This is a genomic window from Segatella maculosa OT 289 (genome assembly GCF_000243015.1).
Classification (GTDB): Bacteria; Bacteroidota; Bacteroidia; order Bacteroidales; family Bacteroidaceae; genus Prevotella; species Prevotella maculosa.
Genome location: NZ_JH594502.1, coordinates 278,069 through 291,946, shown reverse-complemented (window position 1 = coordinate 291,946; position 13,878 = coordinate 278,069). Strand labels below are relative to the sequence as shown.

Annotated in this window: 16 protein-coding genes; all 16 read right to left on the bottom strand. The window is 41.4% G+C overall.

The window, feature by feature from the left end; genetic code table 11:
* Positions 1 to 115 precede the first annotated feature (115 nt).
* The 16 genes from fic to HMPREF9944_RS05265 all read right to left on the bottom strand — a co-directional run bounded on the left by fic (position 116) and on the right by HMPREF9944_RS05265 (position 13,868).
* Positions 116 to 1,009: a protein adenylyltransferase Fic gene (gene fic / locus HMPREF9944_RS05340; protein ID WP_008564979.1), complete on the bottom strand. Its 894-nt coding sequence runs from the start codon at positions 1,007 to 1,009 to the stop codon at positions 116 to 118.
* Complete coding sequence (locus HMPREF9944_RS05335) at positions 1,002 to 1,208, bottom strand: helix-turn-helix domain-containing protein (RefSeq protein ID WP_004362600.1); 207 nt, start codon at positions 1,206 to 1,208, stop codon at positions 1,002 to 1,004. Before HMPREF9944_RS05335 ends, fic begins: the two co-directional genes overlap by 8 nt.
* A 101-nt stretch (positions 1,209 to 1,309) precedes the next feature.
* Positions 1,310 to 1,972 (bottom strand): hypothetical protein, encoded by a 663-nt coding sequence (locus HMPREF9944_RS05330; RefSeq protein ID WP_008564976.1) that lies wholly within the window; start codon positions 1,970 to 1,972, stop codon positions 1,310 to 1,312.
* Positions 1,973 to 1,974: 2 nt separating this feature from the next.
* A complete protein-coding gene (locus tag HMPREF9944_RS05325) occupies positions 1,975 to 2,895 on the bottom strand; it encodes a relaxase/mobilization nuclease domain-containing protein (RefSeq protein WP_008564975.1) in 921 nt (306 codons plus the stop codon).
* Positions 2,892 to 3,245 (bottom strand): plasmid mobilization protein, encoded by a 354-nt coding sequence (locus HMPREF9944_RS05320; RefSeq protein ID WP_021589044.1) that lies wholly within the window; start codon positions 3,243 to 3,245, stop codon positions 2,892 to 2,894. The genes HMPREF9944_RS05325 and HMPREF9944_RS05320 overlap by 4 nt, the downstream gene beginning before the upstream one ends.
* 138 nt (positions 3,246 to 3,383) lie before the next feature.
* Positions 3,384 to 4,274, bottom strand: coding sequence for a toprim domain-containing protein (locus HMPREF9944_RS05315; RefSeq protein WP_008564973.1), 891 nt, complete (start codon positions 4,272 to 4,274; stop codon positions 3,384 to 3,386).
* 218 nt (positions 4,275 to 4,492) lie between these two features.
* Entirely contained in the window at positions 4,493 to 5,707 is a 1,215-nt protein-coding gene (locus HMPREF9944_RS05310) for a VapE domain-containing protein (protein ID WP_008564972.1), read from the bottom strand.
* 11 nt (positions 5,708 to 5,718) lie between these two features.
* Positions 5,719 to 6,075 carry a helix-turn-helix domain-containing protein gene (locus tag HMPREF9944_RS05305; RefSeq protein WP_008564971.1) on the bottom strand — a complete coding sequence of 119 codons (357 nt, stop codon included), beginning with the start codon at positions 6,073 to 6,075 and terminating at the stop codon, positions 5,719 to 5,721.
* 99 nt (positions 6,076 to 6,174) lie between these two features.
* Positions 6,175 to 6,921 (bottom strand): hypothetical protein, encoded by a 747-nt coding sequence (locus HMPREF9944_RS05300; protein WP_008564970.1) that lies wholly within the window; start codon positions 6,919 to 6,921, stop codon positions 6,175 to 6,177.
* Between the two features lie 14 nt (positions 6,922 to 6,935).
* On the bottom strand, positions 6,936 to 8,192 hold the full coding sequence (locus HMPREF9944_RS05295; protein ID WP_008564969.1) for a site-specific integrase: 1,257 nt from the start codon (positions 8,190 to 8,192) through the stop codon (positions 6,936 to 6,938).
* A gap of 12 nt (positions 8,193 to 8,204) precedes the next feature.
* Complete coding sequence (locus tag HMPREF9944_RS05290; RefSeq protein ID WP_008564968.1) at positions 8,205 to 8,762, bottom strand: helix-turn-helix domain-containing protein; 558 nt, start codon at positions 8,760 to 8,762, stop codon at positions 8,205 to 8,207.
* Between the two features lie 207 nt (positions 8,763 to 8,969).
* Positions 8,970 to 10,868: a molecular chaperone DnaK gene (gene dnaK, locus HMPREF9944_RS05285; protein WP_008564967.1), complete on the bottom strand. Its 1,899-nt coding sequence runs from the start codon at positions 10,866 to 10,868 to the stop codon at positions 8,970 to 8,972.
* A gap of 259 nt (positions 10,869 to 11,127) precedes the next feature.
* A complete protein-coding gene (locus HMPREF9944_RS05280; RefSeq protein ID WP_008564963.1) occupies positions 11,128 to 11,526 on the bottom strand; it encodes a GntR family transcriptional regulator in 399 nt (132 codons plus the stop codon).
* Complete coding sequence (locus HMPREF9944_RS05275) at positions 11,523 to 12,236, bottom strand: hypothetical protein (protein ID WP_008564962.1); 714 nt, start codon at positions 12,234 to 12,236, stop codon at positions 11,523 to 11,525. Before HMPREF9944_RS05275 ends, HMPREF9944_RS05280 begins: the two co-directional genes overlap by 4 nt.
* On the bottom strand, positions 12,233 to 13,048 hold the full coding sequence (locus HMPREF9944_RS05270) for a hypothetical protein (protein ID WP_244861118.1): 816 nt from the start codon (positions 13,046 to 13,048) through the stop codon (positions 12,233 to 12,235). The genes HMPREF9944_RS05275 and HMPREF9944_RS05270 overlap by 4 nt, the downstream gene beginning before the upstream one ends.
* Positions 13,041 to 13,868 carry an ABC transporter ATP-binding protein gene (locus HMPREF9944_RS05265; protein WP_044113388.1) on the bottom strand — a complete coding sequence of 276 codons (828 nt, stop codon included), beginning with the start codon at positions 13,866 to 13,868 and terminating at the stop codon, positions 13,041 to 13,043. Before HMPREF9944_RS05265 ends, HMPREF9944_RS05270 begins: the two co-directional genes overlap by 8 nt.
* Positions 13,869 to 13,878 lie beyond the last annotated feature (10 nt).

Here is a 13,878-nt window from a genome sequence, read left to right as displayed (position 1 = left end):
CAATATATTTATTTGATGTTTTAATGCATGTTTCTCGCTAGCCTATCCCATCTGAGGATTCATTGTAACAGGAAAGGATATTCCAAATAAATTATTGGAATACGTTTTGAATCAATCATTCTTGTTCATAATAGTATGAATAATCAATGCCCTTCATAAACATTTCCCTATCATTAATCTTGGTGGTAAGTGCAGGTTGTACCAAAGCCTTAATATGCATGCTATCAGACACACTCTCACGCATTGCGGTCAGATATTCGTTTTTGTCTATCTGACTCCAATCCACACACCGTTTGAGAGAACGCTTCAGCATGAGATCAAGCCAAATACGGGTGCTGCGACCATTGCCCTCCATAAAAGGATGAGCTACATTCATCTCTACATATTTGTCCATAATCTCATCAAAGGTTGTTTCGGGCATACGCTCTATTGTTTGCAGTGTTTCGGGGAAGTGCATACAATTAGCAAAGGTAAAACCACCTTTTGAAATATTCTTCGTGCGGATTTGTCCTGCAAAGTCATACAATCCTCCAAAGAGATAAGCATGGATCTGTTGCAAACACTTTACACTACCAGGCTCTGCCGTCTTCAATAGCCCACTTTCAAATAGTTGGTAGGCTTTCTTCTTACTTTGCCCGTCAATGGTGTTGTCGCTGTAAGTGAACCAATCGAGAAATGACATCGCCTTGCTATTAGGTATTGCCTTTGCCAATAAGACAACTCCCTCACTGTCCAACATATCCGTCAATCGAAGCTTCCCATCCGAGGCTTGCACTTTGAACTGGTTAGTGCCACTAACCAGTTCGTTATTTTCCTTCTTCAACTTTGTTTTGAGATACTTCCAATAGTTTCTCGTCTTTTGGTAATCATCTTGCTCGTTAATCGCAGCAATGATGTCCAGCACAGAGAACCACCACTTACTGTGTTCCTCGTCCCACACCGCCCTAACTTCACGGTCGTTGAAAAAACGAATAGATTTTTTATGCTCTACCATAATAAAGTTACTCATCTGGGGTGTTAATCAATTCTTTTGGATTAACCTGCAAGATCTCTGCTATCTGAAATAGCAATTCGAGGCTTGGCTGACGACGATTACAAACGTATGAGTTCACAATAGTGAAACTCTTACCAAGTTTTTCCGCAAGCCATGTTTGCTTAATCCCTTTCTCGATAAGCACCTCTTTAATTCTATTAGTTGGACTTTCCATAAATATCATCTGATTGTTTGCAAATATAGTAAATATTCTTGTATAAAGAATAAAAAAGAGGAGATATTTTCTCCTCCTTCAAAAGTCTTATATCTACAATTCTATTTGCCTTTCTTATTTTGTAGATTATTCTGCATCAAACTATCTGCCTTTTGCTTCAATTCCATGTCGTAATCATCGGCTTTTTCCTTGATTAGTTTGATAATCTTTTCATTGCGATGAATGTCAAACACATCGTTAAGCCATAGGATTTCCTTAGGGCTACAACCTCTCCATACACGGATAATATGAAACTTCAAGGCATCATCCTTGTATTGCTGTTTTCTTTGCCACAAGAAGTAATTACCGACCAAAGAAACAAGACACACAACTGCTGTTATAACCACATAGGTGAAGACCTTAGACGATTTGATATCAAAACTATGCCTGTGAATATGTTCCTGCGGTATTGGATGCTCTTTCTGTTCCTGCCATTCGTGCAACATGGTCAAGACACTTGCCACCAATTTGTCCATGGATTTAACCTCCTCGTCTTTAATGCGCAATTGCACACCAATATACTTGTTAATCACTTCTTTTGTCCGCTGCTCATACTGATTGAGCAATTCCTGTTCCTTCTGCTCATCACTTTGTGCTGGTATAGATTGAACAGGGAGGGAAACAGAACCGTTCTCCTTTTCTTTCAACTCCTTTAGCTCCCTGTAAATTGTTTCCAACTTGTTTTTGATTTCCTCGAAGAGGACGAATGTATTATTATCTGTCATAGTTACAAATGTATTTTACGTTTTTTCTTTTTCTTCTTTTTATCGAGTGTGTTATAGACCTCCGCAGGGACAGTACCATGAGTTTGAAACAAATCCAATCCTCCTTCTATGAGGTTGTTGGTAATTTCGCTCGTAACACTTGCAACATTGGATATGAGGTTTATCATTCCCTGTGTTTGCTGTTCGTGTTCCTTATTATTCTGTTGCAGAGCAAAGTCTATCTTGGAATAACTGAACCCCCTATCCACTTTTGAGCCATTGAAATGATAACTGTTCTTTTCAAAGATAATTCCCTGCACCTCCTGTGAGTTGCCTTTATACTTAAAACGGACACCAATATCCTGCTTTTCCAAATGACTAAGGAGAGTTGTCCAATCCCTGCACCGAGCTATTTCTGCTTTCAATGCCTGATAGATTTCATATTTGGTCTTATCGGGTTCTTTCAAGCGATACTCTTTGACTTTCTCCTTGCCATCGGCAAAGTATAAACCATATTTGGTGGTCAGTTCCTTGCAAATCTTCTCACTTCTGAATCTGTCATTACGGTCAGAGATAGTCTTGCCGTTATTATCTATTCGGTTGAAAGCTATATGCACATGAGGGTGCTCTTTGTCAAAGTGGCGCCCAATGATGTATTGCGTATCTTTTATTCCCATCTTCTCCATATATTCACGAGCAATCTGCGCCATCCATTCATTACTGAGCTTGGAAGAATTCTGTACAGAGAAACTTAGGGAGATATGTCCCACAACCTTACCCACTCGTGGATTAAGTTCCGTTTGGTCAATAAAGCTCTGAACAATATGGTTGATACTGTCTATTCTCACTCCGGAACAGTCTATAAGTTCCGTTCCTTTCTTCGGGTCAAGGATGTAATTGATTACACCCTTGAAGCCCAAACCTTTCATTATCTTTGCAATCATCTTCGTATCAGATTTAGGATTTCATCAATCTTGCTAATGATGATTTTATGGAAAGGAGCAATGGTATGAAATCCTTCCGCATTAGCACGATGTGCCAACTGATTGAGGTTGTTTGCCATTCCACACAGCTTGCGGATGAAGTCTGCTTGCTCTATGGTCAGTCGCTCAATGACATTTCCTTTATCAAGAACTTTCCTTACAAATTCACTCATGGTTACTCCTGCGCTTTTGGCTTTGCCTTTAAGCGTATAATAATCCTGCGTATTCAGTTTCACCGTGATACGGTATTTCTTCTTTTCGGCTACGCCCTTGGTTGGACGACCACCTTTTTTATATTCTGTTTTTATCATACCTGTTTCTTTGATTTGATGGAGACCAGCGGGATAATCCTCTGCAACGACTGTCAGGAGGTGGAGCAAGTGGTTTTGGTATGCCCAAAACATAAACTTGCTCCCCCAAAAATAGATTATGCAAAGCAAATCCTACAATCATAGCTTAATCCCTTTGGTTTTCTTATTTTTTGCTTTCTCTGAATGCTTGAATTCAGCACATAAGTATTCATTTAGGTCTTTATAATTCTGGAAGACGGAAGAGCAGTCTTGAACAGCAAAACAATCTCTTTTAAGTTGTTCTAAAGTTCGCTTTCCTCCTTCATCATTATCTAAATATGAACAGATGAGTTTGTGCTTTGAAAGGAAAGATCTTGACTTTTTGATATTATTAATCGAGTTCAGTATCAGTGCAGCTTTCTTCTCTTCATCTGGACTCATCGTAAGCAAACTAAGATAATCCATAAAACCTTCAAACAGATTGATTTGTTCTGAAGGACTGGGAACATACGAGATATCGGAAGGAGGCAAACACCCTTTGAAGTATGGATTGCGCAACACATACCCATAAGAATTGTTTGGAAAGCCTATTGCGTAATAACTTCTATCACCAATTCTATAATGGATTTCCCTACAATATTTTTTCGCAATGTTCAGATTGATTCCTCTATGTGTGAAATATTCTATGAGATTCGGATGACATAAGTTGGTAGAGCCGATAACCTCTATACGTGATTGGCTTGGAGAATTTGTTTTGCTATTAGCTATGGAGAATTTTGGTAGGTTATTTTGTTTGCCATTAAACAACTCTATAGCTTGTACTAAACTGCAATTATGTAATTTCATAACTAAATCTATAAGACTCCCACCTTCATCAAGAGCAAAGTCATACCATAGATTTTGGTTATAATCAACTTTGAAACTTGGAGTATGTTCATTTCGGAATGGACTTTTATACATTCCGTAATAGCCATAATTCTTTATAGGGTATATAGACATACTACCTAAGTAATCTTTAATTGATATTGCTTTAATTTCATCTATTGTCATACTTGTAACTTTTAAGTTTAGTACTTACTACAATGTAATATTCTTCTAAGTCATTGACAATGAAAGAAAAACATGTAGTACTAACTATCTTTGTAGTAATTATTGCACATGTATATGGTAGGTTGGTAGTAATGAGGTAGTAATACCTTATATCATTATTTACTACGGTCTAACCTTTTTTCTTTCAATGCTTTATCTCTCTTTGTAGTAAAGTAGTATTAATAATTAGTATTGTAACTTTGAATAAAGGGATTTGGAACAATCTTGCGTATATGGTAAACATACATTGGATTGCCACCTACCCTTTTGGATTTCCGCAAGAAACCAGCTTTTTTCAAGGCTTCTCCCATTCTCCTTTCACTTAGGTTAAGCGTTGTATATCCACGCAAATAGTTTAGGATTTCAGAAGTAGTCATATAACATTCTTCGGTTGCTGCTGGCTTTTCCATGCCTTTAAGAAGCATTTCATACTCAACAGTCTGCACTTGGAAACCTTCACTTTCTTGATGCAGTTCAGCTATTTCCTCTTCATTGAACCAGTAATGATAGTCAACTCTCCACAATTCAACTGCTTCGGAGTACACCTTATTGATATTAATCTTTTTAGCTGCGTCAATATCAATATGTTCAACTTCAAAAGGTAGAAAGCGACGACTGCCTGTCGGATCTGTTAGAAAATCATTACCATTAACAGATGCCATAAAGCTTGCCAGATGTGGATACTCTTCGATGTAAGTGTCGTATGGTCTACGATATTTTACTCTTGGCGTCGTTATCAGATTCTTCAATTCATTTTCATCTCTCTTATTGAGTGCCTTTAGCTGGTCGTCAATATTGATAAAAAGATATTCCGCAATCAGTGTTTGTACATCTTTTCCTTGTGGGTCAATCTTTCCTGTGAAAAGATAACTCTTCAGTTCTTCTGGACAGAGTAAATCAAGGAAAGTTGTTTTGAATTTTCCTTGTTCACCTGTAAGTACTAAACATGTATGATTACAACACTGTAAATCATCCATAGCATTGGCTACGACAGCAACCAACCATTTTACAAAGTAGTGTTTCCATTTATCAGGATTTCTCACCACAACACAATTTGCCAACCTTATGATTTCAGATTCATCTTCACCTTTAGGCTTTGGAAGATTCAACAAATACTCACGAATCGGGTTAACTTTATTGCAAAAGTCGCTCTCCAATATTGCACGAATATTGTCAGAGGGAGTATATATCCCCAAAGTCCCATCTACCAGCCGACGCATAGAATTAATATCATATTTAGTAAGAGGACGGAATGATGTATTAGACTCTTGTTCTCGAAACTCTGTTCTACTTTTAACTGTATTAAAACGAAAAACATAATGTTCTTTCAAGAATTGCTCTATGCGTTCATTCTTAGATTGCTTGGCTCGCCCTTCAGTTCTTTCCTTTTCCATAATGCATATATTTATAAAAGGGAAGAATCAGAATGTTTCTCAGAGATAAAAGCTTTTGCCTCCTCGTTGATTTCGGCAACAGTCTTTTTCTTACCTCCTTCAATCCATGCCAACAACTCATCTTCAAAAAAATAGAGATGCTTACCATTCTTATAACAAGGTAGTAAGCGTTTTCGTACTAAGGTGTAAACTGTTGGCTTGGCTTTCCCTATTAGTTTACACGCATCATCTATTCCAATAGAAATACGTTTGGGAGGGACAACAGGTGTTTGTCCTTTACATACTAAATTCTTGATTTCAGTAACTTCGCTGACTAAGTGAGCAACTGCCTTTGGCAAGTTCTCAAAAGTGATTTCATTTTGTACCATAATACTCGTTATTGATTTTTACGGTGCAAATGAAAAAAGTGTTTCCTCTGTGTCCTAAGACACTGAAGAAACACTATAAAAACACAATAGGTTTGTGTGTTATTCTGTTATTTGGTGGTCTGAAAGGCTTTGTACAATAGGTATAGTGCCTTTCTTCTCATCATCACGGAGGTGACTTTTTATGCTTCCAACTTCTACATCTTTGAATGTGTTGGCAAAAACCTGCTTAAGAAACTGCGAAATTTCATCTTGCTTGCCAACTCTAAAATGGTTCCATATATTCCAACCAAAATGAAACAGATCTAAGGCAACTAAACCTTTAATATTAATTGGTTCAACGTGTGATAAAGGAAGCTTAGCTGAGTACAACTCTATATATTCACAAAGTTTGAGCAAATCTTTGTCAGAAACATAAGGTGCGAATTGCTGTTGAGTATATTTAATAGCTACAGCACGTTTATCTTGTACTTTCTGGTCCATTAACTTTTGTTGCTGCTGTCGAATTGAGTCAAAGTCCATTGATTGTTGCTGTTGTGCGGAAGATGGACTGCCAACATTGTCTACTACTTGTCCAGCCTCAGCGTCCAATGCTTTATCATTTGTCTTATCTTCTTGTTTCTTTGGAAAGAAAAACTTGACTAATGCCGTAAATAGTCCCTCCACCAAAATAGACAATATAGAATAAATGATGATGCCTATTGCAACAACACTCCAAAAGACTATTTGTGCAGTAAATTCATCACCCCCTAAACGCAAGGCAACCACTCTTGCAAACAACGCAATGATGACACAAACAACAAAAACGGACAGATATACTACGATATGCTCAAAATATTTGGTATTCATATTATGTTGTCGAATTAAGTTTTATCATTTTCAATATCTATTTGAATAGCATTGGCTGCTTTATTTTTCTTTTCATCGACAACCTTTGCATATACTTGAGTTGTTTTGACATTTGTATGCCCAAGCATCTTGCTTACAGTATAGATGTCTGTTCCGTTTGCAAGTTGAAGAGTAGCAAATGTGTGCCTAAAACAATGAAAGCTGAGATGCTTCTGAATACCAGCTTTTTCTATCCATGCTCTTAATGGACGAGAAATCCAAGAAGGATTTGGTAATCCTTCAAAAACAAGTTGTTCTGGTTGTCTTGGTTCTCCACAAAGTTTAAAAGCCTGCTCTGAAATGGGCATATACTCCACCCCTTTTGTCTTTTTCTGAGTAAAAAGAAGTTTGGCTTGGTTACCTTCTATAGCAATTTCTTTCCATTTTAGCTTTTGAATGTCGCAATGTCTTAATCCTGTCAGAGCAGAGAATAGTGCAGCTCGTTTAAGTATATCACGTTCACAAGGGGTATTAGCTAACTTGTTAAGTTCATCAAGGGTTAAGTATTCCCTTCGGGATTCTTGTTCCTGTATGCCTTTGATTTTTGCAGATAAATCTATGGTCAAATATTCGTCTATGAATGCTTGTTTGAGTGCAGCCTTAAAAATAGAGAAATATGTGGAAGCTGTGTTTCGTGATATTGTCCCTTTTTTACTTCCACCACAAGGAGCAGATAACAAGAAAAACTTGAAATCTTCTGCCAATCTATTATCTATCTGTGAAAAGAGTAGCGTGTCTCCAGCAAACATTTTCAATAAAGCATGTACTCGCTCCCAGTTTGTCTGAATTGAAAGGGAACTATTACTGTGTCGCTTGTTTGCCACTTTATCAAAGTACTTGATGAAATTTTGTTGCAATCGTTCTTTTTGTTCTGCTTGTGCTGTTTCTGTGTCACTATACAAGCTTGCATTATCATATTCACGCTGCCGTAGTTTTCTAACACTATCTGCATAAATACAGGCCTCTTGGTCTATCTCACTTTTGCACAAGATAATTCCGTTCAAATCTCGTTTAGGTTTGAATGTTTGAGTCGCTTCGGTAGTACGAGCAGATCTGCTTTTATCCCAAATAGGAGTAGTGATTGTTCTGTTTAAATACTCACGCACTCTTTGTGGAGAATCTTTGCCTGCTACTCTCACAGGATAGCTTTCTATATACAGGTACCATTCTTTTCGATAGGCACTCTTTCGCAATCGTACTGTTGCCTTTGTGTTATCAAGTTCCTTTCTCATTGTATGTCGGGGTTAGTGTTTATACAAATTGTCTATCTCTGATTTTGGCGCATAGACGTAATTACCAATCTGCCTTGTTGGAATAGAATATTTGCGAATATGCAGATATACAGTACTATCATGGATACCAAACTTCTTGGCTATTTCTCCAATCGTATAACAATCTTCAGGCTCAAGCCGATAAGTCTTTACTTCCGATTGCTTTTCTTTTCTTCTTTCATCGTAAGGACGTAGATTAAAACGTTCTTGTAAATCAGCTTTGCAAATACGTATCATCCTTAGTCCGAGGTTATAATAACGGACTTGTTTATTCCTGATTAAGCGATAAAGGGAATCTCGTCCAATATCAAATAATGCAGTTGCATCAGCTATTGAGAGATAAGGCTGGTTCTTCGGAACTCTCGCAGCCTTTTCTCTTTTCAATACATCCAATTGTTCTTCCTTTTTTCTTTGTTTGTATGCAGCTTGAGAACAGATCTTAGAGCAGTATCTGGAGGTTAGCGTCTTTGCAATAAAAGATTTACCGCAAATTTCGCATTTCCGCTCTATTTGAAATTTTGCACTTGCCATACTATTTGTATCTATTTGATTATCAATCTATCTTTTAAATTAAGTCGCACATTATCTCCCATTAAGTCGCGGCACAAATATGGTACAAATATAAGCACAAAAACGATTAAAAACGATAAGATTTAATTATTATTAAGAAATAAAAATCCCAGCAACGTATTATGTTACTGGGATTTACTTATTTTTAATTAGTGTTTGTTAGCACTTTTACTTTACTTCCTCAAAATCTGCATCTTGGACGGTATCGTCGGGATTGCTTTCTGACTGCTGACCGCCTTGTGCTGCATCAGGACCGGGCTGTGCACCGCCTTGATACATCTGTGCGCTGGCTTCCTGAACAGCAGTGTTGAGGGCTGCGGTTGCCGTGTCGATGGCGGCGATGTCGGCTGCCTTGTGGGCATCTTTCAGTTGCTGAAGGGCTGTCTCGATGGGAGCCTTCTTGTCGGCCGGTATCTTGTCGGCATTGTCCTTCAAGAAGTTCTCGGTGGTGAATATCATCGAGTCGGCTTGGTTGAGCTTGTCCACCTTCTCGCGCTCGGCCTTGTCGGCTGCAGCGTTCTGCTCGGCCTCGGCCTTCATGCGGTCGATTTCTTCCTGACTCAAACCACTGCTGGCCTCGATGCGTATCTTCTGTTCCTTGCCCGTGGCCTTGTCCTTTGCGCTTACGTTGAGGATACCGTTGGCATCGATGTCGAACGTTACTTCAATCTGCGGAACACCGCGACGTGCCGGTGCGATGCCTTCGAGGTTGAACTGACCGATACTCTTGTTCTGCGCGGCCATCGGACGCTCACCCTGTAACACGTGAATGGTTACGGCCGTCTGGTTGTCGACTGCGGTAGAGAATATCTCGCTCTTCTTGGCCGGAATGGTTGTGTTGGCCTCGATGAGCTTGGTCATCACGCCGCCCATGGTCTCAATACCGAGCGTCAGCGGGGTTACGTCAAGCAGCACGATGTCGCCCACACCACTCTCCTTGTTTAATATGGCACCTTGGATTGCTGCACCCACGGCTACCACTTCGTCGGGGTTCACACCTTTCGAAGGTTCTTTGCCGAAGTAGTTCTTCACCAAGGTCTGCACGGCAGGAATACGACTCGAACCACCTACGAGGATTACCTCGTCTATATCGGAAGTCTGCAGCTTTGCGTCGCGAATGGCATTCTGGCACGGAACCAGACAAGCTTGTATCAGGTCGTGGGCCAACTGCTCGAACTGTGCACGCGTCAAGGTCTTCACCAAGTGCTTTGGTACACCGCCTTCTGCCGAGATATAAGGCAGATTGATTTCAGTAGACGTAGAACTTGAAAGCTCAATCTTTGCCTTTTCGGCAGCTTCTTTCAGGCGTTGCATAGCCATCGGGTCCTTTGTCAGGTCGATACCTTCGTCAGCTTTGAAGCCATCGGCCAGCCATTTGATGATCACTTGGTCGAAGTCATCACCGCCAAGGTGAGTGTCGCCGTTGGTAGACAGCACTTCGAACACACCACCGCCGAACTCAAGGATTGAGATATCAAAGGTTCCGCCACCGAGGTCGAACACGGCAATCTTCATATCCTTGTTGGCCTTGTCTACACCATAAGCCAAAGCAGCAGCCGTAGGCTCGTTGACTATGCGCTGAACGTTGAGTCCGGCAATCTGTCCGGCCTCTTTGGTGGCTTGACGCTGCGAGTCAGAGAAGTAAGCCGGCACGGTAATCACTGCATCGGTGACCTCTTGACCGAGGTAATCCTCAGCAGTCTTCTTCATCTTCTGGAGCACCATGGCCGAGATTTCCTGCGGCGTATACTTGCGACCTTCGATTTCTACGCGCGGATAACCGCCGTCGTTGACCACCTTGTAAGGCATAGCTTCTGCCTCTTTGCGGCTTTGTTCGTAGGTCTCGCCCATGAAACGCTTGATAGAATACACTGTGTTCTGCGGGTTGGTGATAGCCTGACGCTTTGCCGGATCACCCACCTTGCGCTCTCCGTCCTTTACGAAACCAACAACAGAAGGCGTTGTGCGCTTGCCTTCACTGTTTGCAATCACTACCGGTTCGTTGCCTTCAAACACGGCAACGCAACTGTTTGTAGTTCCTAAATCAATTCCAATAATCTTTCCCATAATTATATTTGTTTTTATTTGTTTTCTGATTGTTCCTTCATCGGAGCTTTTCCGAAGTCAGTCTTACAATAACAAACCACGTGCCAAGGTTGACACGTGGTGGAAATGTGACACAAGCGGGTGACAATGTGACACATGAAGCACGCTTGTTTCATTCGTTTTGTTTCGCTTTCCGGGCTTTCCTGCGTCGTTTAATGCCAATGCATACGTGCGTCCGCTATGAGTCACGGGGAGAAAACCAACCAACTGCAAATGCAGTTTACCCCCGTTCATCTACCGGACTCGCGTTTTCCGGAGGCTGTTCGTTGCTTTTCTCCCACTCTGCATCAATCTCTTTGATGTCGATACCAAGGAGTTTCATCTGCCGGAACAGGTCGGGCAACACCTGACCGAGGAAGACTTGCTTGCGCGAAGCATGGATATGGTCGTGAGCCGAGGGGCTTACAAAGTAGCCAAGTCCGCGTTTGTTGTAGATAATCTCGTTGCGGGCGAGCAGCTCATAGGCTTTGACGGCCGTGTTGGTGTTCACTTCCAACATCACAGCATACTCTCTTACGCTCGGTATTCTGTCGTCGGCAGCGTAGTTGCCTGCAAGGATTTCATCGCAAAGGCGGTCGGCCATCTGCACATAAATGGCTTTATCATTGTTGAAATTCATAAGCTGAAGGAGTTTTGTGAGACAAGTTTCTTGTGGCAATAACCGATGTATGCGCCCGCAAAACAGGTGATAATGCCGAGCAAACAGACCCATGTATGGGCGGAAATATGCCGAAGACAATGGGGAACGACCATCAAGGCCAAGAACAATGTTGCCACGGTAAAGAATATGGTGACGGCTCTGAAGTTTGAAAGCATCATCATAAAGGCATGCAACAACACGAGTAGCAGCAGGCTGTTCGGGCCTGATAACGTGGTTGGTATCCTCAAATACATCCATTGGGCATCGTGAAACCAAAGCGCTGATGCGACATATTGCACAAGGTTTGTCAGTTCCCAAGCACTGCAAATCACGACGATGGTAGTGCCAACAGCAACAAGATAGCTGCTCAGATAGCGTTCCATGTTGCTTGCCGGCAGCATAAGTTCATTGATACGGTCGCTCTTTCGTTTCATTCGAGGCATCAAAAAGCTCGGCGCCAAGGGTAATATCATGAGGAGCATATAGGTAGATGTATTGGAAATATATATCTGATAGGCATCTACACTTGGCATGTAGTCCATGTAAATCGGTGCAGAATAGAGTCCGATAAAGGCAAAAATGATCGGCGGAACAAATATACCGAACAGATAACCCAAGGGAAACTTTCCACCAAAGTGTATGCGCCACTTCAGCAATTTCATAAATCGGGTGGGGTTGAATGCGTTCATATGTTCATGAATTTACCGTGAATAATCTGCAATTTCCTATAATTTTGATAGGCATAATAATATAAGGTGACGACGCAAACAAGGTTGGTCAAGGGCACAAGATGATAGCTGATGTGCTTGATGATATATAGGTCTGACACCATAATCAGGCCGAGGCAAAGGAGCGAAATGAAGAAGGCAAACCGCCTGAACACAATGCCGAAGAACGTAAAACAGGCGTAGCACGAGAGGCAACTGATTGCTGAATAGATGAATATCACGGGATTAAAGACATACATATCAGCCACATTGCCCCCTCTCATAGCTGCATAAAGTCGAGCTTTATCATAGAATTGAGCCACGGTTCCTGCCTGATATACGATTTCTCTGACTCTATTGATGGCGTAAGACAGGTGGGATTGCGGCGCAATACCAATCATTTTCGCCCATAATTGCTGGATAATGTCGGCCAAACAAAAGGCGATTATCCCGATTGCGGCAAAGAGAATCGGCCGCACGACATAGGTCGAGACAAACTTCTCTGGCGTTGATGCGGGTACCATCAACTGGCTGATGCGACCGCGTTTTGTGCTGTTCGCCTTGTTTCCAAAGGGAGATTGGCAGGCGGCAAAAGTGGCAAAGACGAAGATAATGGCCGACATGAGAAACGCCGTTAGGTGCATTCCTTCTGTAACACTGCTCGTATCGATGAACAGCATCAACATGATGAGCGTGAAACTTAGCAACAGAATGCCGAAAACCTGTGTTTCTTTGCTGCGCTGATTACAGATGTCCCATTTTACATAATGGGCAAATCGTTTTCTATTAAACATGTTCATTCAGGGCTCCTTTCGTGATTGCGTTAAAGAATAGTTCAAGATTTAGCGGCGTTTCCTCGTCATTTTCATGGTGAGGGGTGATGACTGCGTTGCCTTGAAGCGCCGGTTCGGCATAGAGAACGCCCTCACTTTGTTCGCTTTGATGGCGATATTTGAAGTCGTAACGGGCCGTGATGTCGGCAATCGAAGCGTTGAATAACACCTTTTGATGGTCGAGAATGACGATGTGATCGAGCAGACTTTCCACGTCGTGCACCTGATGTGTCGAGATAACAAGAATGCGGTCTTCGCTCATGCTACCTGCAATCACCTTGCGGAAGAGGCTTTTCGAGGGAATATCGAGACCGTTGGTAGGCTCGTCCATCAGCAAGATTTTCGTGCCCGAAGCCAACGCAAAGCTCATAAACACTTTTTTCTTGTCGCCCAACGACAGTGCTTTCAAGTCTAAATCTTCAGCGAGTTCAAAGTCGCGAAGGCAGCGTTTGAGTTGTTCAAAGCTGAAGTTTGGGTAGAAATCTTTGTGATATTGTGTGAATTGTTTGAGGCTCATCTTGGGCAAATCAAACTCTTCGGGCACGAGATAGATGTCGGAAAGGAAGTCAGGTGTACGTTTGTTTGGTTGCTTACCATCAACAAGTAGCCGTCCACTTTGAGGGCTCAACAGACCTGAAATGAGGTAGAGTAGCGTGCTCTTTCCCATACCATTTTTGCCAAGCAGGCCGTAAATACAGTTCTCTTTGAATGTTAAATTCAAGTCATCATACACGTTTGCCTTCTTATTATAGGCAAACCTGAGGTTCTTAATCTCTATCATTGTCATTTGT

Bases quoted from the DNA above. Each gene is read 5' to 3' on its own strand.
- HMPREF9944_RS05265 (WP_044113388.1), bottom strand. From the start codon at position 13,868: ATGATAGAGATTAAGAACCTCAGGTTTGCCTATAATAAGAAGGCAAAC.
- HMPREF9944_RS05305 (WP_008564971.1), bottom strand. From the start codon at position 6,075: ATGGTACAAAATGAAATCACTTTTGAGAACTTGCCAAAGGCAGTTGCT.
- HMPREF9944_RS05335 (WP_004362600.1), bottom strand. From the start codon at position 1,208: ATGGAAAGTCCAACTAATAGAATTAAAGAGGTGCTTATCGAGAAAGGG.
- HMPREF9944_RS05270 (WP_244861118.1), bottom strand. From the start codon at position 13,048: ATGTTTAATAGAAAACGATTTGCCCATTATGTAAAATGGGACATCTGT.
- dnaK (WP_008564967.1), bottom strand. From the start codon at position 10,868: ATGGGAAAGATTATTGGAATTGATTTAGGAACTACAAACAGTTGCGTT.
- HMPREF9944_RS05280 (WP_008564963.1), bottom strand. From the start codon at position 11,526: ATGAATTTCAACAATGATAAAGCCATTTATGTGCAGATGGCCGACCGC.
- HMPREF9944_RS05315 (WP_008564973.1), bottom strand. From the start codon at position 4,274: ATGACAATAGATGAAATTAAAGCAATATCAATTAAAGATTACTTAGGT.
- HMPREF9944_RS05295 (WP_008564969.1), bottom strand. From the start codon at position 8,192: ATGAGAAAGGAACTTGATAACACAAAGGCAACAGTACGATTGCGAAAG.
- HMPREF9944_RS05320 (WP_021589044.1), bottom strand. From the start codon at position 3,245: ATGATAAAAACAGAATATAAAAAAGGTGGTCGTCCAACCAAGGGCGTA.
- HMPREF9944_RS05330 (WP_008564976.1), bottom strand. From the start codon at position 1,972: ATGACAGATAATAATACATTCGTCCTCTTCGAGGAAATCAAAAACAAG.
- fic (WP_008564979.1), bottom strand. From the start codon at position 1,009: ATGAGTAACTTTATTATGGTAGAGCATAAAAAATCTATTCGTTTTTTC.
- HMPREF9944_RS05325 (WP_008564975.1), bottom strand. From the start codon at position 2,895: ATGATTGCAAAGATAATGAAAGGTTTGGGCTTCAAGGGTGTAATCAAT.
- HMPREF9944_RS05290 (WP_008564968.1), bottom strand. From the start codon at position 8,762: ATGGCAAGTGCAAAATTTCAAATAGAGCGGAAATGCGAAATTTGCGGT.
- HMPREF9944_RS05300 (WP_008564970.1), bottom strand. From the start codon at position 6,921: ATGAATACCAAATATTTTGAGCATATCGTAGTATATCTGTCCGTTTTT.
- HMPREF9944_RS05275 (WP_008564962.1), bottom strand. From the start codon at position 12,236: ATGAACGCATTCAACCCCACCCGATTTATGAAATTGCTGAAGTGGCGC.
- HMPREF9944_RS05310 (WP_008564972.1), bottom strand. From the start codon at position 5,707: ATGGAAAAGGAAAGAACTGAAGGGCGAGCCAAGCAATCTAAGAATGAA.